20 protein-coding genes are annotated in these 22,273 nt (G+C 60.1%); 4 read left to right on the top strand and 16 right to left on the bottom strand.

Annotation, left to right across the window (positions count from 1 at the left end):
* Nucleotides 1–27: 27 nt before the first annotated feature.
* The 10 genes from RYC17_RS19100 to bioB all read right to left on the bottom strand — a co-directional run bounded on the left by RYC17_RS19100 (nucleotide 28) and on the right by bioB (nucleotide 11,371).
* A complete protein-coding gene (locus RYC17_RS19100; protein ID WP_002555565.1) occupies nucleotides 28–189 on the bottom strand; it encodes a YqaE/Pmp3 family membrane protein in 162 nt (53 codons plus the stop codon).
* A gap of 403 nt (nucleotides 190–592) precedes the next feature.
* Nucleotides 593–2,371 carry an acyl-CoA dehydrogenase C-terminal domain-containing protein gene (locus tag RYC17_RS19105; RefSeq protein ID WP_316904113.1) on the bottom strand — a complete coding sequence of 593 codons (1,779 nt, stop codon included), beginning with the start codon at nucleotides 2,369–2,371 and terminating at the stop codon, nucleotides 593–595.
* A gap of 169 nt (nucleotides 2,372–2,540) precedes the next feature.
* Nucleotides 2,541–3,839 (bottom strand): sensor domain-containing diguanylate cyclase, encoded by a 1,299-nt coding sequence (locus tag RYC17_RS19110; RefSeq protein ID WP_031596853.1) that lies wholly within the window; start codon nucleotides 3,837–3,839, stop codon nucleotides 2,541–2,543.
* A gap of 377 nt (nucleotides 3,840–4,216) precedes the next feature.
* Entirely contained in the window at nucleotides 4,217–6,022 is a 1,806-nt protein-coding gene (locus tag RYC17_RS19115; RefSeq protein WP_002555568.1) for a phenylacyl-CoA dehydrogenase, read from the bottom strand.
* 347 nt (nucleotides 6,023–6,369) lie between these two features.
* Nucleotides 6,370–6,666, bottom strand: coding sequence for a hypothetical protein (locus tag RYC17_RS19120; protein ID WP_054985662.1), 297 nt, complete (start codon nucleotides 6,664–6,666; stop codon nucleotides 6,370–6,372).
* Nucleotides 6,667–6,820: 154 nt separating this feature from the next.
* Nucleotides 6,821–7,501: a dethiobiotin synthase gene (gene bioD, locus RYC17_RS19125; RefSeq protein WP_316904120.1), complete on the bottom strand. Its 681-nt coding sequence runs from the start codon at nucleotides 7,499–7,501 to the stop codon at nucleotides 6,821–6,823.
* A gap of 30 nt (nucleotides 7,502–7,531) precedes the next feature.
* Nucleotides 7,532–8,341, bottom strand: coding sequence for a malonyl-ACP O-methyltransferase BioC (gene bioC, locus RYC17_RS19130; protein WP_316904122.1), 810 nt, complete (start codon nucleotides 8,339–8,341; stop codon nucleotides 7,532–7,534).
* Nucleotides 8,334–9,065, bottom strand: a complete 732-nt coding sequence (locus RYC17_RS19135; protein WP_316904123.1) for an alpha/beta fold hydrolase — start codon at nucleotides 9,063–9,065, stop codon at nucleotides 8,334–8,336. The genes bioC and RYC17_RS19135 overlap by 8 nt, the downstream gene beginning before the upstream one ends.
* On the bottom strand, nucleotides 9,058–10,248 hold the full coding sequence (gene bioF / locus RYC17_RS19140) for an 8-amino-7-oxononanoate synthase (protein ID WP_058401019.1): 1,191 nt from the start codon (nucleotides 10,246–10,248) through the stop codon (nucleotides 9,058–9,060). The genes RYC17_RS19135 and bioF overlap by 8 nt, the downstream gene beginning before the upstream one ends.
* A gap of 64 nt (nucleotides 10,249–10,312) precedes the next feature.
* On the bottom strand, nucleotides 10,313–11,371 hold the full coding sequence (gene bioB / locus RYC17_RS19145) for a biotin synthase BioB (RefSeq protein ID WP_002555574.1): 1,059 nt from the start codon (nucleotides 11,369–11,371) through the stop codon (nucleotides 10,313–10,315).
* Between the two features lie 89 nt (nucleotides 11,372–11,460).
* On the opposite strand from bioB, the gene RYC17_RS19150 reads away from it, so the two are divergent.
* The 3 genes from RYC17_RS19150 to RYC17_RS19160 all read left to right on the top strand — a co-directional run bounded on the left by RYC17_RS19150 (nucleotide 11,461) and on the right by RYC17_RS19160 (nucleotide 15,194).
* Nucleotides 11,461–12,195 carry a ComF family protein gene (locus RYC17_RS19150; protein WP_316889662.1) on the top strand — a complete coding sequence of 245 codons (735 nt, stop codon included), beginning with the start codon at nucleotides 11,461–11,463 and terminating at the stop codon, nucleotides 12,193–12,195.
* A gap of 236 nt (nucleotides 12,196–12,431) precedes the next feature.
* Nucleotides 12,432–13,196: a TOBE domain-containing protein gene (locus RYC17_RS19155; protein ID WP_058401021.1), complete on the top strand. Its 765-nt coding sequence runs from the start codon at nucleotides 12,432–12,434 to the stop codon at nucleotides 13,194–13,196.
* Nucleotides 13,197–13,277: 81 nt separating this feature from the next.
* Entirely contained in the window at nucleotides 13,278–15,194 is a 1,917-nt protein-coding gene (locus RYC17_RS19160) for a PhoX family phosphatase (protein WP_316904125.1), read from the top strand.
* 98 nt (nucleotides 15,195–15,292) lie between these two features.
* Here RYC17_RS19160 and RYC17_RS19165 read toward each other — a convergent pair whose 3' ends face one another.
* Genes RYC17_RS19165 through RYC17_RS19190 form a run of 6 tightly spaced genes read right to left on the bottom strand, consistent with a single transcriptional unit; the run spans nucleotide 15,293 to nucleotide 20,843 of the window.
* The gene (locus RYC17_RS19165; RefSeq protein WP_058409549.1) at nucleotides 15,293–16,126 is read right to left on the bottom strand and encodes a phosphodiesterase; all 834 of its coding nucleotides are present in this window, start codon (nucleotides 16,124–16,126) and stop codon (nucleotides 15,293–15,295) included.
* Nucleotides 16,127–16,150: 24 nt separating this feature from the next.
* Nucleotides 16,151–17,182: an ABC transporter ATP-binding protein gene (locus RYC17_RS19170; RefSeq protein ID WP_058401024.1), complete on the bottom strand. Its 1,032-nt coding sequence runs from the start codon at nucleotides 17,180–17,182 to the stop codon at nucleotides 16,151–16,153.
* Nucleotides 17,179–17,973 carry an ABC transporter permease gene (locus RYC17_RS19175; protein WP_002555581.1) on the bottom strand — a complete coding sequence of 265 codons (795 nt, stop codon included), beginning with the start codon at nucleotides 17,971–17,973 and terminating at the stop codon, nucleotides 17,179–17,181. The genes RYC17_RS19170 and RYC17_RS19175 overlap by 4 nt, the downstream gene beginning before the upstream one ends.
* Entirely contained in the window at nucleotides 17,970–18,839 is an 870-nt protein-coding gene (locus RYC17_RS19180) for an ABC transporter permease (RefSeq protein WP_122259561.1), read from the bottom strand. Before RYC17_RS19180 ends, RYC17_RS19175 begins: the two co-directional genes overlap by 4 nt.
* Nucleotides 18,839–19,840: an ABC transporter substrate-binding protein gene (locus RYC17_RS19185; protein WP_316889668.1), complete on the bottom strand. Its 1,002-nt coding sequence runs from the start codon at nucleotides 19,838–19,840 to the stop codon at nucleotides 18,839–18,841. The genes RYC17_RS19180 and RYC17_RS19185 overlap by 1 nt, the downstream gene beginning before the upstream one ends.
* Nucleotides 19,824–20,843, bottom strand: a complete 1,020-nt coding sequence (locus RYC17_RS19190; RefSeq protein WP_122259560.1) for a substrate-binding domain-containing protein — start codon at nucleotides 20,841–20,843, stop codon at nucleotides 19,824–19,826. Before RYC17_RS19190 ends, RYC17_RS19185 begins: the two co-directional genes overlap by 17 nt.
* A gap of 194 nt (nucleotides 20,844–21,037) precedes the next feature.
* Here RYC17_RS19190 and RYC17_RS19195 point away from each other — a divergent pair, with 194 nt between their 5' ends.
* Nucleotides 21,038–22,012: a serine/threonine protein kinase gene (locus RYC17_RS19195; protein WP_058409553.1), complete on the top strand. Its 975-nt coding sequence runs from the start codon at nucleotides 21,038–21,040 to the stop codon at nucleotides 22,010–22,012.
* The last annotated feature ends 261 nt before the right edge of the window (nucleotides 22,013–22,273 follow it).

The raw sequence follows: 22,273 nt of genomic DNA on the forward strand, positions 1-22,273 counted from the left end.
GGAACGATCAACGAGTGCGACAAGGTCTTACTTACGCGAGACGATGATGTAGATCGCGTGGATGATTCCCGGGATGTAACCCAGCAGGGTCAGCAGGATATTCAGCCAAAAAGCGCCAGCAAAGCCTACTTGCATGAACACGCCTACCGGTGGCAGCAGAATGGCGAAAATGATACGAATGATGTCCATGGAAAGCTCCTGATTGAATTGGCTCTGATTGGCCATACAGCTAATCGACCCTTGCCGTCGGTGAGGGTTCAACCGGCTCTGGCACGACGCCATTATTCTTTCTCGGGAGATGACTGCCACACGCATGGGTAGTGCATGCGCAAGACAGAATTCTGCGGGCAGGAAAAACCGAATCGTTAAAACGCAGACAAAGAAAACCCCGCCTAAGCGGGGCTTTCCAGACTGTTTCCCTGATTTCCCTTTCACCCCACCGTCCTGGCAGGCTTCCCTACGTGTCCCTGTTATGTCTTGTTGCGCGTCCTGCGCTACGTCCATGGGTGAAGATTAACTTTGGATCCCTTTTTTGGGAAGAGGCCAATGTGCACTACGTCGTGTAAGTTAATGCTTACACGACTTTTTCAAGTCAGAATTGTGACGCCTCCAGCAGGAACAGCGATTCGCTGCCAGCACGCACCGAAGCATCCAGCGAGTGGATACGTGGCAGCAGGCGCGCGAAGTAGAAGCGTGCGGTGCCCAGCTTGCTCGCATAGAACTCCTCCTGCTGCTCTTTACCGAGCGCTGCCTTGGCCATCATCGCCCACATGTAGGCGTAAGCGGTGTAACCAAACAGATGCAGATACTCCACGGATGCAGCGCCGATTTCATTGGGGTTGCCGCGCGAGCGGTCCAGCACCCAGCCAGTCAGCTCATCCAGCATGTTCAAGGCTTTTGCCAGCGGCTGGGTGAACTCGTTGAGTGCGCCATCTGCGCCATTGATGAACTGGCGCACTTCATCCGAAAACAACTGATAGAACGCGCCGTTCGAACCGACGATTTTGCGCCCCACCAGGTCCAGCGCCTGAATGCCGTTGGTGCCCTCGTAGATCTGCGTGATGCGCACGTCACGTACCAGTTGTTCCTGGCCCCACTCGCGGATGTAACCGTGACCGCCGAAAACCTGCTGGCCATGCACGGTGGTTTCCAGACCGATATCACTCAGGAACGCCTTGGCGACCGGGGTCAACAGCGCCACCAGATCATCGGCACGCTTGCGCGCGATATCGTCTTCGCTGAACTTGGCGATATCCAGTTGCAGGGCTACGTAGCTGGAAAACGCCCGACCGCCTTCGTTGAACGCCTTCATGGTCAGGAGCATGCGACGCACGTCGGGGTGGACGATGATCGGGTCAGCAGCCTTGTCCTTGTTCTGCGCACCGGTCGGGGCACGGCTCTGTAGACGGTCCTGCGCATACTCGACGGCGGCCTGATAAGAGCGCACGCCAGAGGCCAGGCCCTGGATACCGACGCCGAGGCGCTCGTAGTTCATCATCGTGAACATCGCCGCCAGCCCTTTGTTCGGTTCGCCGATCAGGTAACCAGTGGCGGCGTCGAAGTTCATCACACACGTTGCAGACGCCTGGATGCCCATCTTGTGCTCGATCGAGCCACAGCTGACGGTATTGCGCTCGCCAAGGCTGCCGTCGTCGCCGACCATGAACTTGGGCACCAGAAACAGCGAAATGCCTTTCGGCCCAGGCGGTGCATCCGGCAGCTTGGCCAAGACCAGATGAATGATGTTTTCGGTCAGGTCGTGTTCGCCGCCGGTGATGAAAATCTTGCTGCCGGTGATCTTGTAGGCACCGTCAGCCTGCGGTTCGGCCCGGGTGCGAATGATGCCCAGGTCAGTACCTGCGTGGGCCTCGGTCAGGCACATCGAACCGGCCCAGACGCCTGAATACATATTGGGCAGAAATTTGGTCTTGAGCGCTTCGCTGGCGTGGGTGTCTATCGATACGCAGGCGCCGGACGTGAGCATCGCGTACAGACCGAACGCCAGGCTGGCAGAGTTGAGCATCTCTTCGACCTGGGCCGACACTACCTTGGGCATGCCCATGCCGCCAAACTCGGGATTGCCGCCTACACCGACCCAGCCGCCCTCAGCGTAGGTCTTATAGGCCTCGGGGAAACCTGCAGGTGTGGTGACGACGGTGTCCTTCCAGTGGCAGCCCTCCTCGTCACCGTTACGGCTCAGCGGCGCAATGGTCTTGCTGGTCACTTTACCGGCTTCTTCGAGAATGGCTTCGACCGTTTCAGCGTCGACTGTTTCGGCCAGCTCGGGCAGTTGAGCCCAGAGCTTTGAAACCTCGAAGACTTCATTGAGGACGAAGCGCATATCGCGCAGTGGCGCTTTGTAGTCAGCCATGGCAAACCTCGTGAACACGGAGCGAAATTCTGTTGGAGGCTGATCGATGCATGCACAGACGCAGATCAGCAGTCGAGTTTCACGAGTCTACCCGAACAACATTTCAGAGACATAGGGTCGTGTCATGACCGAATAGTCACGGCAGGTCACGAGAAATAGCAGGATTGCCTCAGGTGGCCGCTTCGGTCGTACGAACAGCACCGCGCCGGTTCAACTGCCCGTAAGCGACCACGCAGTTGCGCCCGGCCCCCTTGGCCGCATACAGCGCCTGGTCAGCACTCTTGAGCACCTCTTCCGGCGTGCGATGCTCCGGCTGGCGTTCGGCAACGCCGATACTGACAGTCACCGACACGCTGCCTGCCTGCGCTCCACCGCGGCGTTGTCGGCCTTGCTGATCATCCTGAGGACGACTGTCCTTGTTGCGCAGCTGAATCTCGTAATTGGCGATGGTCTCGCGGATGGCTTCCAGATGCGGCATGCATTCATCAATGGTCTTGGCGGCAAACACGATGGCGAATTCTTCGCCCCCGTAGCGATACGCCTTGCCGCCACCGTTGGTGATTTTCGACAGTTTGCTGGCCACCAGACGCAGCACCTGATCGCCCACATCGTGGCCGTGGGTGTCGTTGAATTTCTTGAAGTGATCGACGTCGCTCATCGCCAGCACGTAGTTGCGTCCCAGACGCTGCATGCGCTCATTGAGCGCCCGGCGACCGGGCAGTCCGGTCAGTTCATCCCGGAAGGCCATCTGATACGCCTCGTGAGCCACGGCGGCGGCAATCATCAGCATTACCTGACTGCAGAGAATATTCAGCGTGAACGGCAGGATGAAGGTTTTCGGCAGTGCCCAGAACAACCCCAGCAGGCCAACAATCTGCGCGGCGTGCAGCGGTCGCGGTTTTTCCAGGTATTGCCAGATCAACACCCCGAATGACACCAGGAACATGGCATAGGACAGCTGAATCAGACTCATCCAGGCACCGTGCAGCGCAGGCCAGCGGATATCGGCCAGCCAGACTTGCAATTCGACCGGATAACTCTGTTCAAGACCCAGCGCCACACTGCCTACTGCCACCAATACCGCGAGCCGCGCGACCATGTCCTGAAACAGATGCGTACGCTCTTCCCACGCGGCATACAGCCCGAACAGCACCGGCAGCAGCAGGCAGACCAGGTGGAAAATCACCGCTGCATCCTCACGGACCTTGCCGTTATCACGGTAAAAGTCGGTCTGGGTATCCAGCAGGTAGTAGGCGATATACACCGTGAGCATCAGAAACAGCTCGCGCTGACGCCGGTAAACACAGCAATACGCACCGCCCAACAACAGGACCAGCGTGGGCAGCACATTGAAAAGCGATGTGAAGAAGACGTTCAGGTCCTTTACGTACGCAGCCGCAAGCCCCGCCACCAGCAGACCCAGTGAGGGCAAAAAATGACTCAATCGCGCAGCTGATGGACGCAACAAAAGGGGTTATCTCCTACCCGGCATCTGAATGAATGGCTGGTCTGATGGCATTGTGCCCTCCGCCAGCGAACAATGCATCGGCAGGATCACTAAACGAGCTACTTTCTGTAACGGCAGGAGTTGGAAAATGTTTATTGCGGAAGTCGCGGGCGTTGGTGCTGCCTGTATCCCGGGCTGGATTGAGTGATGCGCCATGGCTGTGATGTGACGCAGAGCGTCACGAAATGCATGACCACATGGAGCGTGGGAAAGAGCATTATCGGGGTGTCAGCGCTCCCCAAAGTCTTGTTGGGATTGGTGTTAACAATGAGCCAAAACGCACCCATAAAAAAACCGCCTGATCAGCGATCAGGCGGTTTTCATGACCGCAGCGAGGCTTAGTAAGCCAGGCCGAAGTCTTCCTCTTTCATGTCCATCAGGTTGGCAGCGCCCGACAGGATCGCGGCAACGTGCGTGCGAGTGCGCGGCAGGATGCGCTGGAAGTAGAAGCGCGCGGTCTGGATCTTGGCGCGGTAGAACGCCTCGTCCGATGTCCCGGCAGCCAGCTTCTCGGCCGCAAGACGCGCCATGTCGGCCCAGAAGTACGCCAGGCAGGCATAACCGGAGAACATGATGTAATCCACCGAAGCGGCGCCGACTTCTTCGCGATCCTTCATGGCCGCCATGCCGACTTTCAGGGTCAGGTCGCCCCACTCCTTGTTCAGCGCGGCCAACGGCGTCACGAACTCCTGCACCGCTTCGTTACCCTCATTGCCCTGGCAGAACTTGTGGACGATCTTGGTGAAGCCCTTGAGCGCTTCGCCCTGAGTCATCAGCACTTTACGGCCCAGCAGGTCGAGAGCCTGAATGCCAGTGGTGCCTTCGTACAGCATCGAAATCCGGCTGTCGCGAACGTTCTGTTCCATGCCCCACTCGGCAATGAAACCGTGACCACCGTAGATCTGCACGCCGTGGTTGGCGGCTTCAAAGCCCACTTCGGTCATGAAAGCCTTGGCAATCGGCGTCATGAACGCCAGCAAGGCGTCGGCGGCTTTCTTTTGCTCCGGGTCTTCGCTGTACTTGACGATATCGACCTGTTTGGCCGTGAAGTACACCATGGCACGCGTGCCTTCGGCGAAAGCCTTCATGGTCAGCAGCATGCGGCGCACGTCTGGATGGACGATGATCGGGTCAGCGGCCTTGTCCGGTGCTTTAGGGCCGGTCAACGAACGCATCTGCAGACGGTCACGGGCATATTGCAGGCCGCCCTGGAAGGCCACTTCGGCATGCGCCAGACCTTGCAGCGCAGTGCCCAGACGCGCGGTGTTCATGAACGTGAACATGCAGTTCAGACCCTTGTTCGGCGGGCCGATCAGGTAGCCGGTAGCGCCGTCGAAGTTCATCACGCAGGTGGCGTTGCCGTGGATGCCCATCTTGTGTTCGATGGAGCCACAGTTAACCGCGTTGCGCTCACCGATGCTGCCATCGGCAGCCGAGAGGAACTTGGGCACAATGAACAGCGAAATGCCTTTGGTGCCAGCCGGTGCGTCCGGCAGACGCGCCAGCACGATGTGGACGATGTTATCGGCCATGTCGTGTTCGCCAGCGGAAATGAAAATCTTGGTGCCGGTAACCTTGTAGGTGCCGTCAGCCTGAGGTTCAGCCCTGGTGCGCAGCATGCCTAGGTCAGTACCGCAGTGAGATTCGGTCAGGCACATGGTGCCGGTCCATTCGCCGGAGACCAGCTTGGTCAGGTAGGCGTCCTGCTGCTCGGGGGTGCCGTGCTCGGAGATGGTGTTCATCGCACCATGCGACAGGCCAGGGTACATGCCCCACGACCAGTTCGCTTCGCCGACCATCTCGCTCACTGCCAGACCCAGCGACTCGGGCAAGCCCTGGCCGCCATGCGCAACGTCATGCGCCAGACTCGGCCAGCCGCCCTCGACAAATTGCTTGTAAGCCTGCTTGAAACCGGTCGGTGTCTTCACGCCCGACTCGCTCCAGGTGCAGCCCTCGGTATCGCCCACCCGGTTCAGCGGTGCCAGAACCTGCTCGCAGAACTTGGCACCCTCTTCGAGAATGGCGTCGACCATGTCCGGGGTGGCGTCATGACAGGCTGGCAGACTTTGATAGTGCGCTTCATAACCGAGCAGCTCATCACGGACGAAACGAATATCACGCAAGGGGGCCTTGTAGTCAGGCATAGCGATAAACCTCTGCTGATGAATCCTGGAACGAATGACCGGGCGGTCGCTGAAAGCATAGCCTCAAGCACCAGACAATCTCGTATGCCTTGCGGTCAAACAGGTGTTTGAAACATACGTTTACGCCTAAACCTTGTCAATAGCGAAGCGCGCACCATTCGTCCACGCTGCTCCACAGACCGCGCAGGCAAAGGCATCAGGCGCAGGAAAAACGTAAGCGCAAGTTTAGTCGAGGGCTGGGAGTGTTACGGGGCGATACAGGAGGGTGATGGCGGGCAATTCAGCAAACGACGCCGTGCAGGTGTGGCACGGCGTTGGCGTTACACGAAGCTTTAGAACACAGGATGTTAAGCGTAAGTGTCGATCAGAGTGCCAAGCGCTTCGTCGCTGGCCTTTTGAACCGCAACCCCGGCTTCGACCTGAGTCTTGCCGGCGTTGAGCTCGACAATATTGGCAGACAGGTCAGAACGCTGGCTGCGGTCGACGGAACGCAGGTTTTCGAGCTGAAAGTCGGAAGACTGACTTCTGCCCGACACTTCGATGTTGGAGCTGGCGATCTGGGTGGCCGCCTGATCCACACGACCTTGCCCGACCTGCATAGCGCTCAGGCCCGGGTAGAGGGTGTTGTTCATGGTGATTTGCATAAGCCGATCCTCAGTTCAAAAAACGAACACGTGTCATTGAACCAGCATTTGCGCAGAAATACTCGACAAATAGACTAATGGCACTAGGCCGCATGATAGCCTGACTCTTGAAAAAACCAAAACAATGTTGCCTGTCAGCAAGATAGCAACGCTGTCAGCGCAGTTGTCCCAATTCAAGGTATTGCGCCACATTTTCGGCGCTTGCCTCGCTCAATCGGGGCACTCGTCCAAGACAAGGTGCAGGCAGACGCTCGAGCAACGTGGCGAGGTTTTCCTCAAGCCGCGAGGTGTTTGCGTCTATGACGTTGGCCACCCAGCCTGCCAGGTGCAGACCGTCCCGGGCGATGGCTTCGGCAGTCAGCAGCGCATGATTGATACAGCCCAGACGCACGCCCACCACCAGGATGATCGGCAGATCCAGCGCAATGGCCAGATCGGACAGGTTGCTCTGCCCGGCCAAGGGCACGCGCCAGCCGCCAGCGCCTTCGATCAAGGTAAAGTCAGCCTGTTTATCCAGAATATGCCGCATCGAATGCAGCAACGAGTCGACCGTCAATACGACACCTGCCTCGCGCGCGGCCAGATGCGGCGCAATGGCCGGTTCGAAAGCCAATGGATTGACTTCATCGTAATCCAGCTCGACAGAGCACTCGGCCTGCAAGGCCAGCGCGTCGGAATTGCGCAGCCCCTGTGTAGTCACCACGCAGCCGGACGCCACAGGCTTGCCCGCGGCGGTGCTCAAGCCCTTCAAGCGGGCGGCATGCAGCAAACCGGCAGCTACCGTGGTCTTGCCAGCGTCGGTGTCGGTTCCGGTGATGAAATAGGCAGCGCTCATCTCGGTAATCTTCCTTATAACGTGGAGCCGTCAGGCTTTTTCAAGCACCGCGTACACCACTTGATAGGTAGCGGGCAGACCGGCTTCCTGACGGAAAGCTTCGTAGGCCTGAACCATGCCCTTGATCCGCTCGCGTCCGGTCAGGCCGCTGGGTCTCCCGGGGTTGAGGTTGTGCGCCCCGAGCGCTTTCAGCTCATGCGTCAGGCTGCGCACATCGGGGTAATGCAGCACCTGTGGGCACACGTCCAGGCTGCGCACCTGTAAACCGCTGACGGCGCACAACTGCCGATAATCATCTTCGTGACGAAAGCGGTTCACATGCACCTGGCCGTCGACTGCCTGCCAGCTGTCGCGCAACTCGTACAACGTGCCGACGCACAGGCTGGCGAAGGCAAACACACCGCCTGGCTGCAATACCCGGTGAGCCTCACGGAGCACCGCGGCGAAATCCGCACACCACTGCACAGCGAGGCTGGAGAAAATCAGCCCACAACTCTGATCACGCAGTGGCAGGTGCTCGGCATCACCTGCCACAAAGTGCTGTGCACCGCCCAATGGCTGCGCATGCCGCAACATGCCTTCGGCGATATCCAGCGCGATGCCTTCGCTGCCACTGAAAAACTGATCCAGTGCCCGGCTGAAATAGCCAGTGCCGCTCCCCAGATCCAGCCAGCGAACCGGACTGAACTGCGCAGGCAGACGCGACAGCAGCTCGCTGCCGACGCTGCGCTGTAGTTCGGCCACACTGTCATAGCTGCCCGCGGCCCGGGAAAAAGACGCGGCGACCTGTCGTTTGTCCGGCAGGACAGAGGGCGGTTTGGGCATAGAAAGATCAGTCATTGTCCAACTCGTGCAGAAAGGCGTGAATCGCAGCGGCTACTCCGTGGGGGTTTTCCACAAGGAATGCATGGCTGGCCTGTTCGATCAGACCGACCTCGACATCCGGCAACAAGGCCAGCAGATCACTTGCTGCTTCAGCCGGCACGAATGCATCGAGTCCGGCAAACAGGTGCAGTTGCGGGCCGCGATAGGTTTGCAGCGCGCCACGTGTATCGAGTTGCTGGAGTATCTTCAGGCCATCGACCAAAGCGGTTTTGGAGCCGTGCGGCGCGCCAGCCTTGAGCAACCGGGCGAGACCGCGTGAGTCTTCTGCGCCTTGCGTGCATAACAGGCTGAAACGCTTGAGGGTCGCATCAGGGTCAGCAGAACAGCCGGCCAGAAACGCATCGAAATCCTGCGCGGGCATCGCATTCGGCCACGCGCCCTGGGTGACGAAACAGGCATTACTGGCCAGGGTCAGCAGCCCGCAGCAACCTTCGCCACGCCGTGCTGCCAGCTCGGCGGCAAGCATGCCGCCCAGCGACCAGCCGCCCAGCCAGACGTTATCCGGCAGGTTGGCATCCAGTTCGTCGAGCCAGTCAGGCAGGTCGCAGCTGTCGATGTCCGGCAACGGCTCGATTTCGACCCGCAAATGCTCGTCAAGCCCGCGCAACGCGGCGGCAAGCGGCTCCAGCGGCGAAACGCCCAAGCCCCAGCCCGGCAGTAGAATCAAACGATCACGCATGGACGGGCTCCATGGATTCACTTGCATCCAGCAGCGGGTAGCACTGCTCCAGAGCCTCTAATAATAGCTGTACGTCGGCCTCGCTGTGCGCGGCAGACAACGTTACGCGCAATCGGGCACTGCCCGCAGGCACGGTCGGCGGACGAATCGCCGTCACCAGCAAGCCACGCTCACGTAGCAACTGCGACAGACGCAGAGCCCGTCCGGCATCGCCGATCATGATTGGCTGGATCGGCGTAAAGCTGTCCATCAATTGCAGGCCGATCTGCTCGGCACCCTGACGAAACTGCTGGATCAGGCTCGCCAGATGCTCGCGACGCCAATGTTCGTTACGCAGCAATTGCAGGCTTTTCAAGGTCGCGCAGGCCAGCGCAGGTGGCTGGCTGGTGGTGTAAATGTAGGGCCGGGCGAACTGGATCAAGGTTTCGATCAACTCTTCACTGCCGGCCACGAATGCTCCAGAGGTGCCGAACGATTTACCGAGGGTGCCGACCAGTACCGGCACATCCTCCATGCTCAGGCCGAAGTGCTCGACGATTCCGGCACCGTTTGCACCCAGCGGCCCGAAGCCGTGGGCGTCATCCACCATTAGCCAGGCACCCTTGGCCTTCGCAGCCTGCGCCAGCGCAGGCAAGTCAGCGATGTCGCCATCCATGCTGAACACGCCGTCAGTGACCACCAGCGTATCGCCCACGGATTTCTCCAGGCGGCTTGTCAGGCTGGTCACATCGTTGTGCAGATAGCGCGAGAACCGTGCGCCGCTGAGCAGACCGGCATCCAGCAGCGAGGCATGATTGAGGCGGTCTTCCAGAACTGTATCGCCCTGCCCCACCAAGGCTGTCACCGCGCCGAGGTTGGCCATGTAGCCATTGGAGAACAACAGGGCACGAGGACGACCGGTCAGCTCGGCCAGCGCTTCTTCCAGTTCGTGGTGCGGCGTGCTGTGGCCGATCACCAGATGCGACGCCCCGCCACCCACGCCCCAGCGCTCGGCTCCCGCCTGCCAGGCGGCGATCACTTCAGGATGGTTAGCCAGGCCCATGTAATCGTTGTTGCAGAACGCCAGCAATGGCTGACCGTCGACAACCACCTGCGGGCCTTGCGGGCTTTGCAGCAAGGGGCGCTGGCGGTAAAGATGTTCGGCGCGACGGGCGTCGAGGCGCGTGCGGAGATCGAAAGACATGCAGGCCCCGGTCCGAAAGATGGCAGTTCAAAACGGGCCGGAGCAGGCCGGCCCGTTCAAGGGGTCAGGCAGAGGCAGCGTCGTAGAACATCGAACTGCTTTGCTGTTCGACCAGCGCCTGTTCGATGGCAGCCTGATGCACTTCGTCGGCATGGCCTTCGCCCGCTTCGGGCTTGATGCCCAGACGCGAGAACAACAGCATGTCCTTGTCGGCTTGCGGGTTGGCGGTGGTCAGCAGCTTGTCGCCATAGAAAATCGAGTTGGCACCGGCGAAGAATGCCAGCGCCTGCATCTGCTCGTTCATCGCTTCACGCCCGGCAGACAAACGCACATGGGACTGCGGCATGAGAATCCGTGCCACCGCGAGCATGCGGATGAAGTCGAACGGGTCGACGTCTTCGGCGTTTTCCAGCGGCGTACCGGCAACCTTGACCAGCATGTTGATCGGCACCGACTCCGGGTGCTCCGGCAGGTTTGCCAGCTGGATCAGCAGCCCGGCGCGGTCGTCGAGGGACTCGCCCATGCCCAGAATACCGCCAGAGCAGATCTTCATCCCGGCATCGCGCACGTAGGCCAGGGTTTGCAGGCGCTCGCTGTACGTACGGGTGGTGATGATGCTGCCGTAGAACTCCGGCGAGGTGTCCAGGTTATGGTTGTAGTAATCCAGGCCCGCAGTGGCCAGCGCTTCGGTCTGCTCCTGATCGAGACGGCCCAGGGTCATGCAGGTTTCCATGCCCATGGCTTTCACGCCTTTGACCATCTCCAGCACGTAAGGCATGTCCTTGGCGGAAGGATGCTTCCAGGCCGCGCCCATGCAGAAACGGGTCGAACCAATGGCCTTGGCACGCGCAGCTTCCTCAAGCACCTTCTGCACTTCCAGCAGTTTTTCTTTCTCGAGACCGGTGTTGTAGTGACCGGACTGCGGGCAGTACTTGCAGTCTTCCGGGCACGCGCCGGTCTTGATCGACAGCAGCGTGGAAACCTGCACACGGTTGGCGTCGAAATGAGCGCGGTGCACCGTTTGCGCCTGAAACAGCAGGTCATTGAATGGCTGTACGAACAGCGCCCTGACCTCGGCTAAAGTCCAGTCGTGACGCAAAGTGGCGGTGGTGCTGGCGCTCATCGGGCGGCTCCTTGGTGTTTCTGGGCAATGCGCGAGGGCGTAAAGGCACCATGCGCTACACGGATGTCGGGCATATTTAAGGAAGAGCCATGCGCTGTCAACCCAACCGCCAATACGAGGTTTACATCTGGTTAAAAAACAAACAAAACTGTTTGTTATGCGATGAGCGCAGCGAGGTGCCAATGCCTGTCTGCGTGCCGTGCGAAGCCGAGTTGCCGTGGCTGGGCAGCCAGTGCGACTGCTGTGCGCTGCCGTTACCCATCTCCGGCATGAGCTGCGCGCAATGTTGCAAGCGCCCTCCCGGATTTGCGCAGGTCATCGCGCCGTGGCTGTACGACTTCCCGGTGGACAGCCTGATTACCCGATTCAAACATAACGGTAAATGGCCGATGGGACGCCTGCTGGCCGAACTGTGTGGGCAGTTTCTACAACACCGTTTCGAGGAAGACCTGCCACGTCCCGATTACCTGATTCCTGTTCCTCTCGCCAACAAGCGCCTGCGCCAGCGCGGCTATAACCAGGCGGCGATGCTGGCCGGGTGGCTGGGTGAACAGTTGCAGCTGCCCGTTGACGAACACCATGTGTTGCGCAGCCGGGAGACAGCAGCGCAACAAGGGCTGGACGCCAAGGCACGCAAACGCAACCTGCGCGACGCCTTCACCCTGGTTGATCCCGAATGGGTGCAGGGCAAGCACCTGGCGCTGGTGGACGACGTCCTGACCACCGGTTCGACGGCAGAGGTCATTGCGCGACTCCTTAACAAGGCCGGCGCACAAAGAGTGGACGTGTATTGCCTGGCCAGAACGCCGAAGCCGGGCGATTGATTGGGCGCTATGCTCAGGAACCTCAAGACGCTCATCGCTTGCACGCTCCACTTCCGATCCTGAGCGTGCAGTGCGGCGCAGAATTGTGACGCAGAGCGTCACGAACGGCATGCCAACGCGGAGCATTGGCACGATAGTCAATTGAAATAATATCGCGGGACGCTCCGCGTCCGGTTTCGACGTCATGCACGAGAGCGATCATACTGCCCTCTCCTACTCGACCATCGCAGATCGCCATGTCGCTACCCACCCTGCTGACGCAACACATGGTTCACCGCCCGCAACGTATCGCGCTGTTGCAGCACATTGCCGAACAGGGCTCGATCACCCGTGCCGCGAAAAGCGCAGGCTTGAGCTACAAGGCGGCCTGGGATGCCATTGATGAGCTGAACAATCTGGCGCAAAAGCCGCTGGTAGAACGCAGTGTCGGCGGACGTGGCGGTGGCGGCGCAAAGCTGTCGGTAGAGGGCGAGCGAGTGCTGCGTCTTTATCAGCGGGTGCAGGCATTGCAGGCGCAGGTGCTGGAAGCGGCCGAAGACAGCAGCGACCTTGACCTGCTCAATCGTCTGACCTTGCGCACCAGCGCACGCAACCAGTTGCTGGGGCGGATCGTCAGCATCACCCGTCATGGGCACAACGATCAGGTTCGCCTGCAACTGGCTGGTGAGGTGTTTATCGAAGCACAGGTCACCCATGACAGCACTCTGCGTCTGCAGCTGGAAAACGGCACGGAGGTGGTTGCACTGATCAAGGCCGGCTGGCTGGAACTGCATGCAGACAACGGCGAAGAAACAAATGGAAACAATTGCCTGATCGGCCGAATCGACAGCGTGACCGACGCCGAAGATGGCCCAAGCGAAGTACGCATCTCACTCCCCGGCGGCCAGACGCTGTGCGCCCTGGCGACACCTGAGCACCTGCATGCACAGCGGCTGAAAACCGGTGCCACGGTGCAGGCAAGATTTGCCGCTTCACTGGTGTTGCTGGGTATACCGATGTAAGCGTCGGCAAGTCATTACCGCGACACAATTCCGTCATATGCGCGCACTAAGGTGGCTGCCATATTCGAGGGAGCCGTGATAATGAAACTATTAGAAGAAAATCAAACCACCGATCTGGAAAACCTGGTCGGCACAGACAAGGTCGGCCTCACCCGCCGCGGCTTCATCAGCGCAGGTGCCCTGTGCGGCGCAGCGATGTTTCTGGGTGGCAACCTGTTGAGCCGCACGGTTCTCGCGAGCAGCGTCAGCGCAGCGTCCGGCACACTGCTGGGCTTCCAGAGCATCCCTGCCGCCACTGCCGACAGCATCAGCCTGCCGCAAGGCTATACCTCATCCGTTCTGATCAGTTGGGGCCACCCTTTACAGGCAGGCGGCCCGGCTTTCGACCCGAGCGGCAAGGGTACGGCCCAGGCTCAGGAAGTGCAGTTCGGCGACAACAACGACGGCATGTGCCTGTTCCCGATGCCAGGCCACAAGGATCGCGCACTGATGGCGATCAACAACGAATACACCAATTACCGCTACCTTTTCGATCATGGCAAAGAGCCGCAATCGGCTGAAGAAGTGCAAAAGGCACTGGCTGCAGAAGGCGTTTCCGTGATCGAAGTGCAACAGCACAATGGTAAGTGGCAGTTCGTTCAGGACTCGCGCTACAACCGTCGCATTCACGGCAACACGCCGATCAGCCTGAGTGGTCCGGCAGCCGGGCACGACTGGCTCAAAACGGATGCCGACAAGACCGGCACTCAGGCGCTCGGCACATTTCAGAACTGCTCCAGCGGCCAGACGCCGTGGGGCACTTACCTGACCTGCGAAGAGAACTTCACTGATTGCTTCGGCAGCAGCAACGCTGAGCAGAAGTTCGACGCCGGCATGAAGCGCTATGGCGTGGTTGCCGCCAGCAAGGAGATCAACTGGCACCCGCACGACCCACGCTTCGACGTTGCGAAAAACCCCAATGAGGTCAACCGTCATGGCTGGGTGGTCGAGATCGATCCGTTCGATCCCAAGTCCACACCGGTCAAACGCACCGCACTCGGTCGCTTCAAGCATGAGAATGCAGCGTTCACCCAAACCAAGGGTGGCCGCGCCGTGGTGTACATGGGCGACGACGAGCGTGGCGAGTTCATCTACAAATTCATCAGCCGCGACAAGATCGATCATCAGAACCCCAAAGCCAACCGTAACCTGCTTGACCACGGCACCTTGTACGTGGCGCAGTTCGATGCAGGCGACAGCAATCCGGATCATCCGAAAGGCAAGGGCCAGTGGGTCGAACTGACTCATGGCAAGAATGGCCTGGACGCGGCTGCCGGTTTCAATAATCAGGCAGAAGTGTTGATCCATGCGCGCCTGGCGGCCAGCGTTGTAAAAGCCACGCGGATGGACCGTCCGGAGTGGATCGTGGTCAGTCCCAAGGACGGTCAGGTCTATTGCACACTGACCAATAACGTCAAACGCGGCGAAGAGGGTCAGCCTGTAGGCGGGCCGAATCCGCGCGCCAAGAACCAGTACGGACAGATCCTGCGCTGGAGCGAAGAAGACAGTAATCCTTCAGCGATGACCTTCGACTGGGACCTGTTCGTGGTCGCCGGTAACCCGACTGTGCATGCCGGTACGCCGCAAGCCGGGTCGAGCAATATCAACGCGCAGAACATGTTCAATAGCCCCGACGGCCTGAGCTTTGATGAAGCCGGCAGGCTGTGGATTCAGACCGATGGCGACTCAAGCAACAAGGGCGATTTTGCAGGCATGGGCAACAACCAGATGCTCTGCGCCGACCCTGCCAGCGGCGAAATTCGTCGCTTTCTGGTCGGGCCGATCGGTTGCGAAATCACCGGCATCAGCTTTGCGCCGGACTATAAGACGATGTTCATCGGCATCCAGCATCCCGGTGAAAACGGTGGCTCCACGTTCCCCGAGCATTTGCCAGACGGCAAACCGCGCTCATCGGTGATGGTGATTACCCGGGAAGATGGCGGCGTTATCGGCGCCTGACAGACGATAAGCGTGCCTACGCTCTGCGTCACAAGAGGACGCAGAGCGTCCAGAACAGCGCTACCACGCAGAGCGTGGGAGCGATAGCGAATGAACAATCAATCAATCAACCCGTTCACATCGTAGAACGGGTATGGCCCTTCATAGTCGCCGAACACGGCGTTATGACTGACAAACCCCTGTTCCGAATGCCAGCGATGCAGCACGTAGCCGGCCGGTTCCAGGTTGAAATGGGCAGGCGCGGCGTCGTCGAGGTCCAGCACGATCTGGTGTGAGGTGCCAGGGCAGATGCTTGCCACGCTGCCACCAAAACGCCGCTGCATGGGGCGATGCAAATGCCCGCACAACAAACGCTCCACTTGCGGATGCTGGGCAATCACACGCTCCAGCGCCGACGCGTTGCCGAAGGGTTCGCGGTCCATGTGCCCTATGCCGGAAATGAACGGTGGATGGTGCAGGATGATCACCGTCGGCACATAAGGACGACGTGACAGCTGCGCGTGCAACCAGTCCAGCTGACAGTAATCCAGTTGCCCGCCATGTTCGCCGGGAATGGTCGTGTCCATGCCGATCAGCCGCACCGGGTACTTTTCCACAACCCAGTCCAGAGGTCCGCTGGCCGACAATGGCAGGTACACCTGTTCGGCAAACGCCGCCAGCAGGTTGTGTCGATCATCATGATTGCCGGGCACCAGATAGAACGGCATGTGCAGGCGTTCCAGCTCAGGCTTGAGCACGGCGTATTCGTCCTCACGCCCGAAGTCCACCAGATCACCACTGATCACCACAATGTCAGGACGCTGCTTGCTGGCGTTGATGTGTGCGACTGCGCGGCGCAATGCACCCAGGGTATCGACCACGCCATAGGTCAGACGGCCGTCGGCTTTGAGGTGCAAGTCACTGATCTGGGCAATAAGAAACGGACGATTCAAAATAATCTCTCTACGGAAACGATGTTACGAATGCAGGGTGAACAGCGCCTGCGGCTCGACACTCAAGGCGATGGCAGCGTTGGCGGCGTGAATAACGTTGTCGGTGCTGTCTACCAACAGTGGTTGCGGACCACCGACATCGACCAGCAAGCGGCTTTGCGCCCCCTGAAAAAACTGCCCGACCAGGCGACCCTGAAGGTGCCCGCGCTCCGGCATCAAACGCAGATGCTCCGGGCGGCAATACACCGTGCCCGGCAGATCAGCGCCACTCCATGGCAGTTCGCCGCCGCTTACCTTGAGACCGGCAGGTGTGCGCTCGACCACGCTGAACGCATTTAGGTTGCCGACAAACCCTGCGACAAACGCATTGGCCGGCTGCTGATAGATTTCTCTGGGCGTTGCCAACTGCGACACGCAGCCTTTTTCCATGACCAGAATCCGGTCGCCCAGGGCCATGGCTTCGCCCTGATCGTGGGTGACGAACACCGAGGTGATGCCCAACCCACGCAACAACTGGTCGAGCTCGCTGCGCAAGCGCTCACGCAACTGCGCATCCAGTGCCGCCAGCGGCTCGTCGAGCAACAGCACCCGAGGACGCGGTGCCAGTGCCCGAGCCAGCGCGACCCGTTGACGCTGACCGCCGGAGAGTTCGTTGACACGACGATTACCGTGACCGGTCAGGCCAACCAGTTCCAGCAACTCATCGCAACGCTTGCTTCGTTCGACAGGCGACAGGCCGCGAATCTTCAGGCCGTAAACAATGTTGCCGGCCACGTCGAGATTCGGGAACAGCGCATAGTTCTGAAACACCATCCCGACGTCACGCCGCTCGATAGGCAGGCGCGTGACGTCCTGATCATCGAACAGCACCTGACCGACATCCGGCCGCTCCAGCCCGGCGATCAGACGCAAGGTGGTGGTCTTGCCGCAACCGGACGGACCGAGAATCGCCAGCGTTTCGCCAGGCTCGATGGTCAAGTGCAAATCCTGTACAGCAACGGTGCCGTCGGCAAATGCCTTGCGGCAGCCTTTCAGGCGAATGGTGGTTCCGCTCATCGGCTCTCTCCACGGGCAAGACGCGCACTGATGGCCTGCAACGCAATCAGCAGCGGCACAATCAGCAACAGAAAAAGAAGGGTGTAGGCGCTGGCGACTTCCAGTCGGGCTGAGGCGTAGCTGTCGGCCAGACCGACCGGCAGGGTCTTGGTCATGGGCGTGTGCAGCATCCATGTCAGGTTGAACTCGCCCAGCGACAGGGTCACAACCATCAGCACACCGGCCAGAATTCCGGCCCGGCAGTTCGGTACTACTACGCTGAAAAAACGCTTGATCGGCCCGGCGCCCAGACTGGCGGCAGCCTCTTCAAGCACCGGCAACTGTTGACGCTGCATGACCGCCATGACCGGGCGCACCAGAAACGGCAATGTGAACAACACATGGCCCACCAGAATGAACAGCCAGCTGCTGCGAAAGCTGCCGAACTGGCCGTAGGTCAGCAGCAACGCCAGGGCGCTGGCCAGGCCGGGCATGGCGACGGGGAGAACCATCAGTTCTTCAAAGGCCCGGCTGAAGCGATTGTTCATGCGTACCAGCGCATACGCCGCAGGAACGCCGACCAGGCATACGCAGATCGCACAGGCCACAGCCAGTTGCAGCGACAACCAGACGGTCGGTGAATAGGCTTGCCAGACCTGCACCAGCCAGTCGAATGTCAAACCGCTCGACAGGCCCAGAAAGTAATTGCGGGTCAGCCCGGCAAGCAGCGAGAGCACTACCGGGACCAGCATGAACGCACAAACCAGTAACGTGAATGCCAGTTGCGCAGCAAACAATGGAGAACGTTTCAAAGGGCAACCCCTGATGTCCCGACCATGCGACGAGCCAGCAACAGCACCGCCCATGTCACTAGCCCGAGGATCACCGACAGCGCGGCGGCTACGGTGAAGTTGGCGTAATTGGTGAACACGTTGTAGATCGCCACCGGCGTGACGTTCAGGCGTGTACCAAGCGTAAATGCCGTACCGAATGCGCCCATCGATGTGGCGAAACAGATCGCACCGCAGGACACCAGCGCGGGTGCCAGCCCCGGAACGATCACATCGCACACCACCCGCCAATGACCCGCACCCAGCGAATGCGCAGCTTCTTCAAGGCTGCGGTCCAGGCTTTCGCAAGCGGCCATGACAGTGAGGATCACGCGCGGAATCGAGAAATACAGGTAGCCAATGAACAAACCGGTCAGTGAGTAGGCGAATATCCAGCGTTCGCCAGCCAGCTCCAGTCCGAGTGCCGCGAAGATGCCTTGGCGACCGGCCAGCAGAATCACCAGAAAGCCCACCACTACGCCAGGAAACGCCAGCGGAAAGGTCAGCAGCGCCACCAGCGCAGAGCGCCCAAAAAACTGGTTACGGGCCAGAAACACACCGCTGATACCGCCAACCAGCAACGCTGCAAGAGTGACCACCAGTGCCAGCAGACAGGTCTGCACCAGGCTGCCGAGGTATTGAGCACTGCTCAACACCTGCCAGTAACCGCTGCCATTGCCGTCAGCGCCTTGCGCGCCGAGCAGGATCAGGTGGGTCAGCGGCAGCAGCCAGAATGCCAGCAATACCGCCAGCGCCGGAGCAAGCGCCAGCGCAGCGGTCGGGCGCAGCCGCAGCCTCATAAATCCGCCCTTGTGCAGAGCCAGCGCGTGTCCCGGCGAGGCTGACATTACTTCACCTCACGCAGATAACGGGCAGCAAAGGCTTCCTGCACGGCAGCCATGTGCTGGTAATCCACCACACCGGCACGAGCGTAATCGCTGTCGGGCAGGAACTGCGCGGCCACGTCGGCAGACATCTTCGAGCGCACTGGACGCAGATAAGCCTTGGCCCACAGCGCCTGGCCCTCGTCAGACAGGACGAAATCCAGCACCTTCTCGGCATTGGCGCGGTGCGGTGCCTTGGCAATCATGCTCATCACGTACGGCACGCCAATGGTGCCTTCCTTGGGAATCACGAAAGCGACGTTGGCCTTGTCCTTGTAGCGAGCGCGATAGGCGTTGAAGTCGTAGTCGACCAGAATCGGCAGTTCACCGGACAGTACGCGTGCATAAGCGGTTTGCTTGGGCACGATGGGCGAGTTCTTCGCCAGCTTCTGGAAGTAGTCGATGGCCGGGCCGAAGTTGTCCAGTGTGCCGCCCATGGCCTGATTGATCGCAACGGCGGACACGTACCCGACGAATGCACTGGAGGGGTCGAGGTAGCCGACCATGCCCTTGTATTCGGGCTTGAGCAGATCCGCCCAGCTTTGCGGCACCGGCAGACCGCCCAGTGCGTCGACATTGACCATGATGCCCAGCGTGCCGGAATGAATGGCGAACCAGTGCCCTTCAGGGTCCTTCAGGCCTGCGGGAATGTCGTCCCAGTGCTTGGGTTTGTAGGTATCGACCACACCAGCCTTTTGCGCTTGCAGGCCGAAGGTCACGCCGTAATACACCACGTCTGCGACCGGCGCGGCCTGCTCGGCGACGATCTGCGCCAGCGCCTGCCCCGAGTTCTTGTTGTCCAGCGGCACTTGTACACCGGTGCTGTCGGCAATGGCCTTGAGCTGCGTGCCCCAGTCAGCCCACTCAGGCGGGCAGTTGTAACAGATGGCGGTTTCGGCGGCCTGGGCGAGGCTGGCCGCACTACATAACAGCAGTGCCGCGAGGGTTTTACTGAGGCTGAGCATGAAGCATCTCCTGGTAGGGCTGGGTGCTTTCGCCGGGCCGGATATGGCACGGCAGACAATGAGAAACCGGTGCCGCGCCGGCAATCCGCGACAGCAACTGGTCGATGACGATGTGCGCCAGTTCGGTAATCGGCTGAACCACACTGCACAGCGTCGGGTGCATCTGCGTGCCCAGCGTGATGCCGTCGAAGCCGATGACCGAAAGACGCTCGGGAACACCCCAACCATTGCGGCGTAATTCGGCAATCAGGCTGATAGCCAATAGATCGTTGGAACAGACCAGCGCGCTTGGCGCAGTCGGACCATGTAACAACGGTTCGAGCGCGGCGAAGTCGGCGTTGGTATGGGCAGGCATTTCAATCACCGGGCGCGCCTCAAGCCCACCCTCGTTCATGGCATCGCGATAGCCTTCGTAACGCAGACGGGCGCGGTCGGACTGCATGACCGGGCCTGCGACCATGGCGATACGCCGGTGGCCGGCGTCGATCAGATACCGCGTCGCCAGCGCCATGCCTGCGCGGTTATCCACAGACACAGCGCTGTAATCCTCATTGTCGGTCTGGTGATAAGCCAGCACGAACGGCGTGTCCTCGATGGCCAGGCTCTCTAGCACACGGTTGTGCTCGGCGTCGGTTACGGTCAGCACCAGCCCGTCGACCCGCTGGCGCAGCAATTCTTCAACCACGGCACTTTCACGCTCGGCGCTGTAGTCGGTGGTCGCCAGCAACAGGTTGTAGCCCCGCGCCCGCGCCGCTCGCTCCATGGCCTGAAACTGCTCGGCGAACACCGGGTTGAGCAGGTTTGGCACGATGACGCCAATCAGATTGGTGGTTTGCAGACGTAACTGTCTGCCCAACCGATTGGGGCGAAAGCCAAGTTCACGGGCAGCGACGAATACTCGCTCGCGGGTCTCGGCTCGCACCACCTCAGGGTTTGCGAAGGCACGTGCAGCGGTGGCCCGGGAAACCCCGGCCAGTCGTGCAACTTCTTTCAAATCAGTCATGGTCGCTCGCTTGAGATCGATCTCATTGGCGGCAACTCTAAGTGGCGAACATGGCTAAACAGCGACCGGAGGATGACCGTTTGGTGACAACTCGACCCTTGGGCACTTTAAACTGAAGGGGTTTAGCGAACCGGGACCGGTCTGCGTTACCATCAGCGGTCCGACGCGGCAACCTGCTGCGCGCAGGAGTAGTCATGGCTCACCCGTTTGCAACACTTACTCCCGATCTGGTTCTGGATGCTGTCGAAAGCATCGGTTTTCTCAGCGATGCCCGCATCCTGGCACTCAACAGCTACGAAAACCGCGTGTATCAGGTCGGTATCGAAGACGGTCAGCCGCTGATCGCCAAGTTCTATCGTCCACAACGCTGGACCAACGAAGCCATCCTTGAAGAACACAGCTTCACCTACGAGCTGGTCGAGGTCGAAGTGCCCGTTGTCGCGCCCATGGTGCATAACGGCGAAACCCTGTTCGAACATGCCGGTTTTCGTTTCACGTTATTCCCGCGCCGGGGCGGACGCGCGCCGGAGCCGGGCAATCTGGATCAGTTGTATCGCCTGGGGCAGTTACTGGGGCGTATCCATGCGGTCGGCTCGACCAAACCGTTCGCGCACCGCGAGGCACTGGGCGTGAAGAACTTCGGCCATGCGTCGGTCAATTACCTGCTGGAAAACGACTGCATCCCGCGCAGCCTGCTTCCAGCTTACGAGTCGGTAGCCCGCGATCTGCTCAAGCGTGTCGAAGACGTTTACGCCGCCACGCCGCACACCAACATTCGCATGCACGGCGACTGCCACCCCGGCAACATGATGTGCCGCGACGAAATGTTCCACATCGTTGACCTAGACGACTGCCGCCTTGGCCCCGCCGTTCAGGACATCTGGATGATGCTGGCCGGTGATCGTCAGGAACGCCTCGGCCAGTTGTCGGAACTGATGGACGGCTACAACGAATTTCATGATTTCGATCCACGCGAGCTGGCCCTGATCGAACCACTGCGTGCCCTGCGCCTGATGCACTACAGCGCCTGGCTCGCCCGTCGCTGGGACGACCCTGCGTTCCCGCACAGCTTTCCATGGTTCGGCACCGAGCGTTACTGGGGCGACCATATCCTGGCCCTGCGTGAGCAGATGTCAGCGCTGAATGAAGAGCCGTTGAAACTGTTTTGACCTGATGAGCCCCAGATTATCGTGCGGCGCTCCACGTCGCATGCAGCTCTGGACGCTCCGCGTCCGATCCTGAATGTCCGGTGCGGCGCAAATCTGTGACGCGGAGCGTCACCCAAGGCATTCCGGTGCCGGAGTGAGGATCGACAACACAGATTATCGTGCGGCGCTCCGCGTCGCATGCAGTTCTGGACGCTCCGCGTCCGATCCTGAATGTCCGGTGCGGCGCAAATCTGTGACGCGGAGCGTCACCCAAGGCATTCC

The sequence above is a fragment of the Pseudomonas syringae group sp. J248-6 genome (genome assembly GCF_032586995.1).
Classification (GTDB): Bacteria; Pseudomonadota; Gammaproteobacteria; order Pseudomonadales; family Pseudomonadaceae; genus Aquipseudomonas; species Aquipseudomonas amygdali.

Coding starts and splice junctions, on each gene's coding strand:
- RYC17_RS19190 (WP_122259560.1), bottom strand. CDS start 20,843: ATGACTGATTTGAAAGAAGTTGCACGACTGGCCGGGGTTTCCCGGGCC.
- RYC17_RS19160 (WP_316904125.1), top strand. CDS start 13,278: ATGAAACTATTAGAAGAAAATCAAACCACCGATCTGGAAAACCTGGTC.
- bioC (WP_316904122.1), bottom strand. CDS start 8,341: ATGACTGATCTTTCTATGCCCAAACCGCCCTCTGTCCTGCCGGACAAA.
- RYC17_RS19180 (WP_122259561.1), bottom strand. CDS start 18,839: ATGTCAGCCTCGCCGGGACACGCGCTGGCTCTGCACAAGGGCGGATTT.
- RYC17_RS19135 (WP_316904123.1), bottom strand. CDS start 9,065: ATGCGTGATCGTTTGATTCTACTGCCGGGCTGGGGCTTGGGCGTTTCG.
- RYC17_RS19150 (WP_316889662.1), top strand. CDS start 11,461: ATGCGCTGTCAACCCAACCGCCAATACGAGGTTTACATCTGGTTAAAA.
- RYC17_RS19195 (WP_058409553.1), top strand. CDS start 21,038: ATGGCTCACCCGTTTGCAACACTTACTCCCGATCTGGTTCTGGATGCT.
- RYC17_RS19105 (WP_316904113.1), bottom strand. CDS start 2,371: ATGGCTGACTACAAAGCGCCACTGCGCGATATGCGCTTCGTCCTCAAT.
- bioB (WP_002555574.1), bottom strand. CDS start 11,371: ATGAGCGCCAGCACCACCGCCACTTTGCGTCACGACTGGACTTTAGCC.
- RYC17_RS19120 (WP_054985662.1), bottom strand. CDS start 6,666: ATGCAAATCACCATGAACAACACCCTCTACCCGGGCCTGAGCGCTATG.
- RYC17_RS19185 (WP_316889668.1), bottom strand. CDS start 19,840: ATGCTCAGCCTCAGTAAAACCCTCGCGGCACTGCTGTTATGTAGTGCG.
- RYC17_RS19170 (WP_058401024.1), bottom strand. CDS start 17,182: ATGAGCGGAACCACCATTCGCCTGAAAGGCTGCCGCAAGGCATTTGCC.
- bioF (WP_058401019.1), bottom strand. CDS start 10,248: ATGTCTTTCGATCTCCGCACGCGCCTCGACGCCCGTCGCGCCGAACAT.
- RYC17_RS19100 (WP_002555565.1), bottom strand. CDS start 189: ATGGACATCATTCGTATCATTTTCGCCATTCTGCTGCCACCGGTAGGC.
- RYC17_RS19115 (WP_002555568.1), bottom strand. CDS start 6,022: ATGCCTGACTACAAGGCCCCCTTGCGTGATATTCGTTTCGTCCGTGAT.
- RYC17_RS19155 (WP_058401021.1), top strand. CDS start 12,432: ATGTCGCTACCCACCCTGCTGACGCAACACATGGTTCACCGCCCGCAA.
- bioD (WP_316904120.1), bottom strand. CDS start 7,501: ATGAGCGCTGCCTATTTCATCACCGGAACCGACACCGACGCTGGCAAG.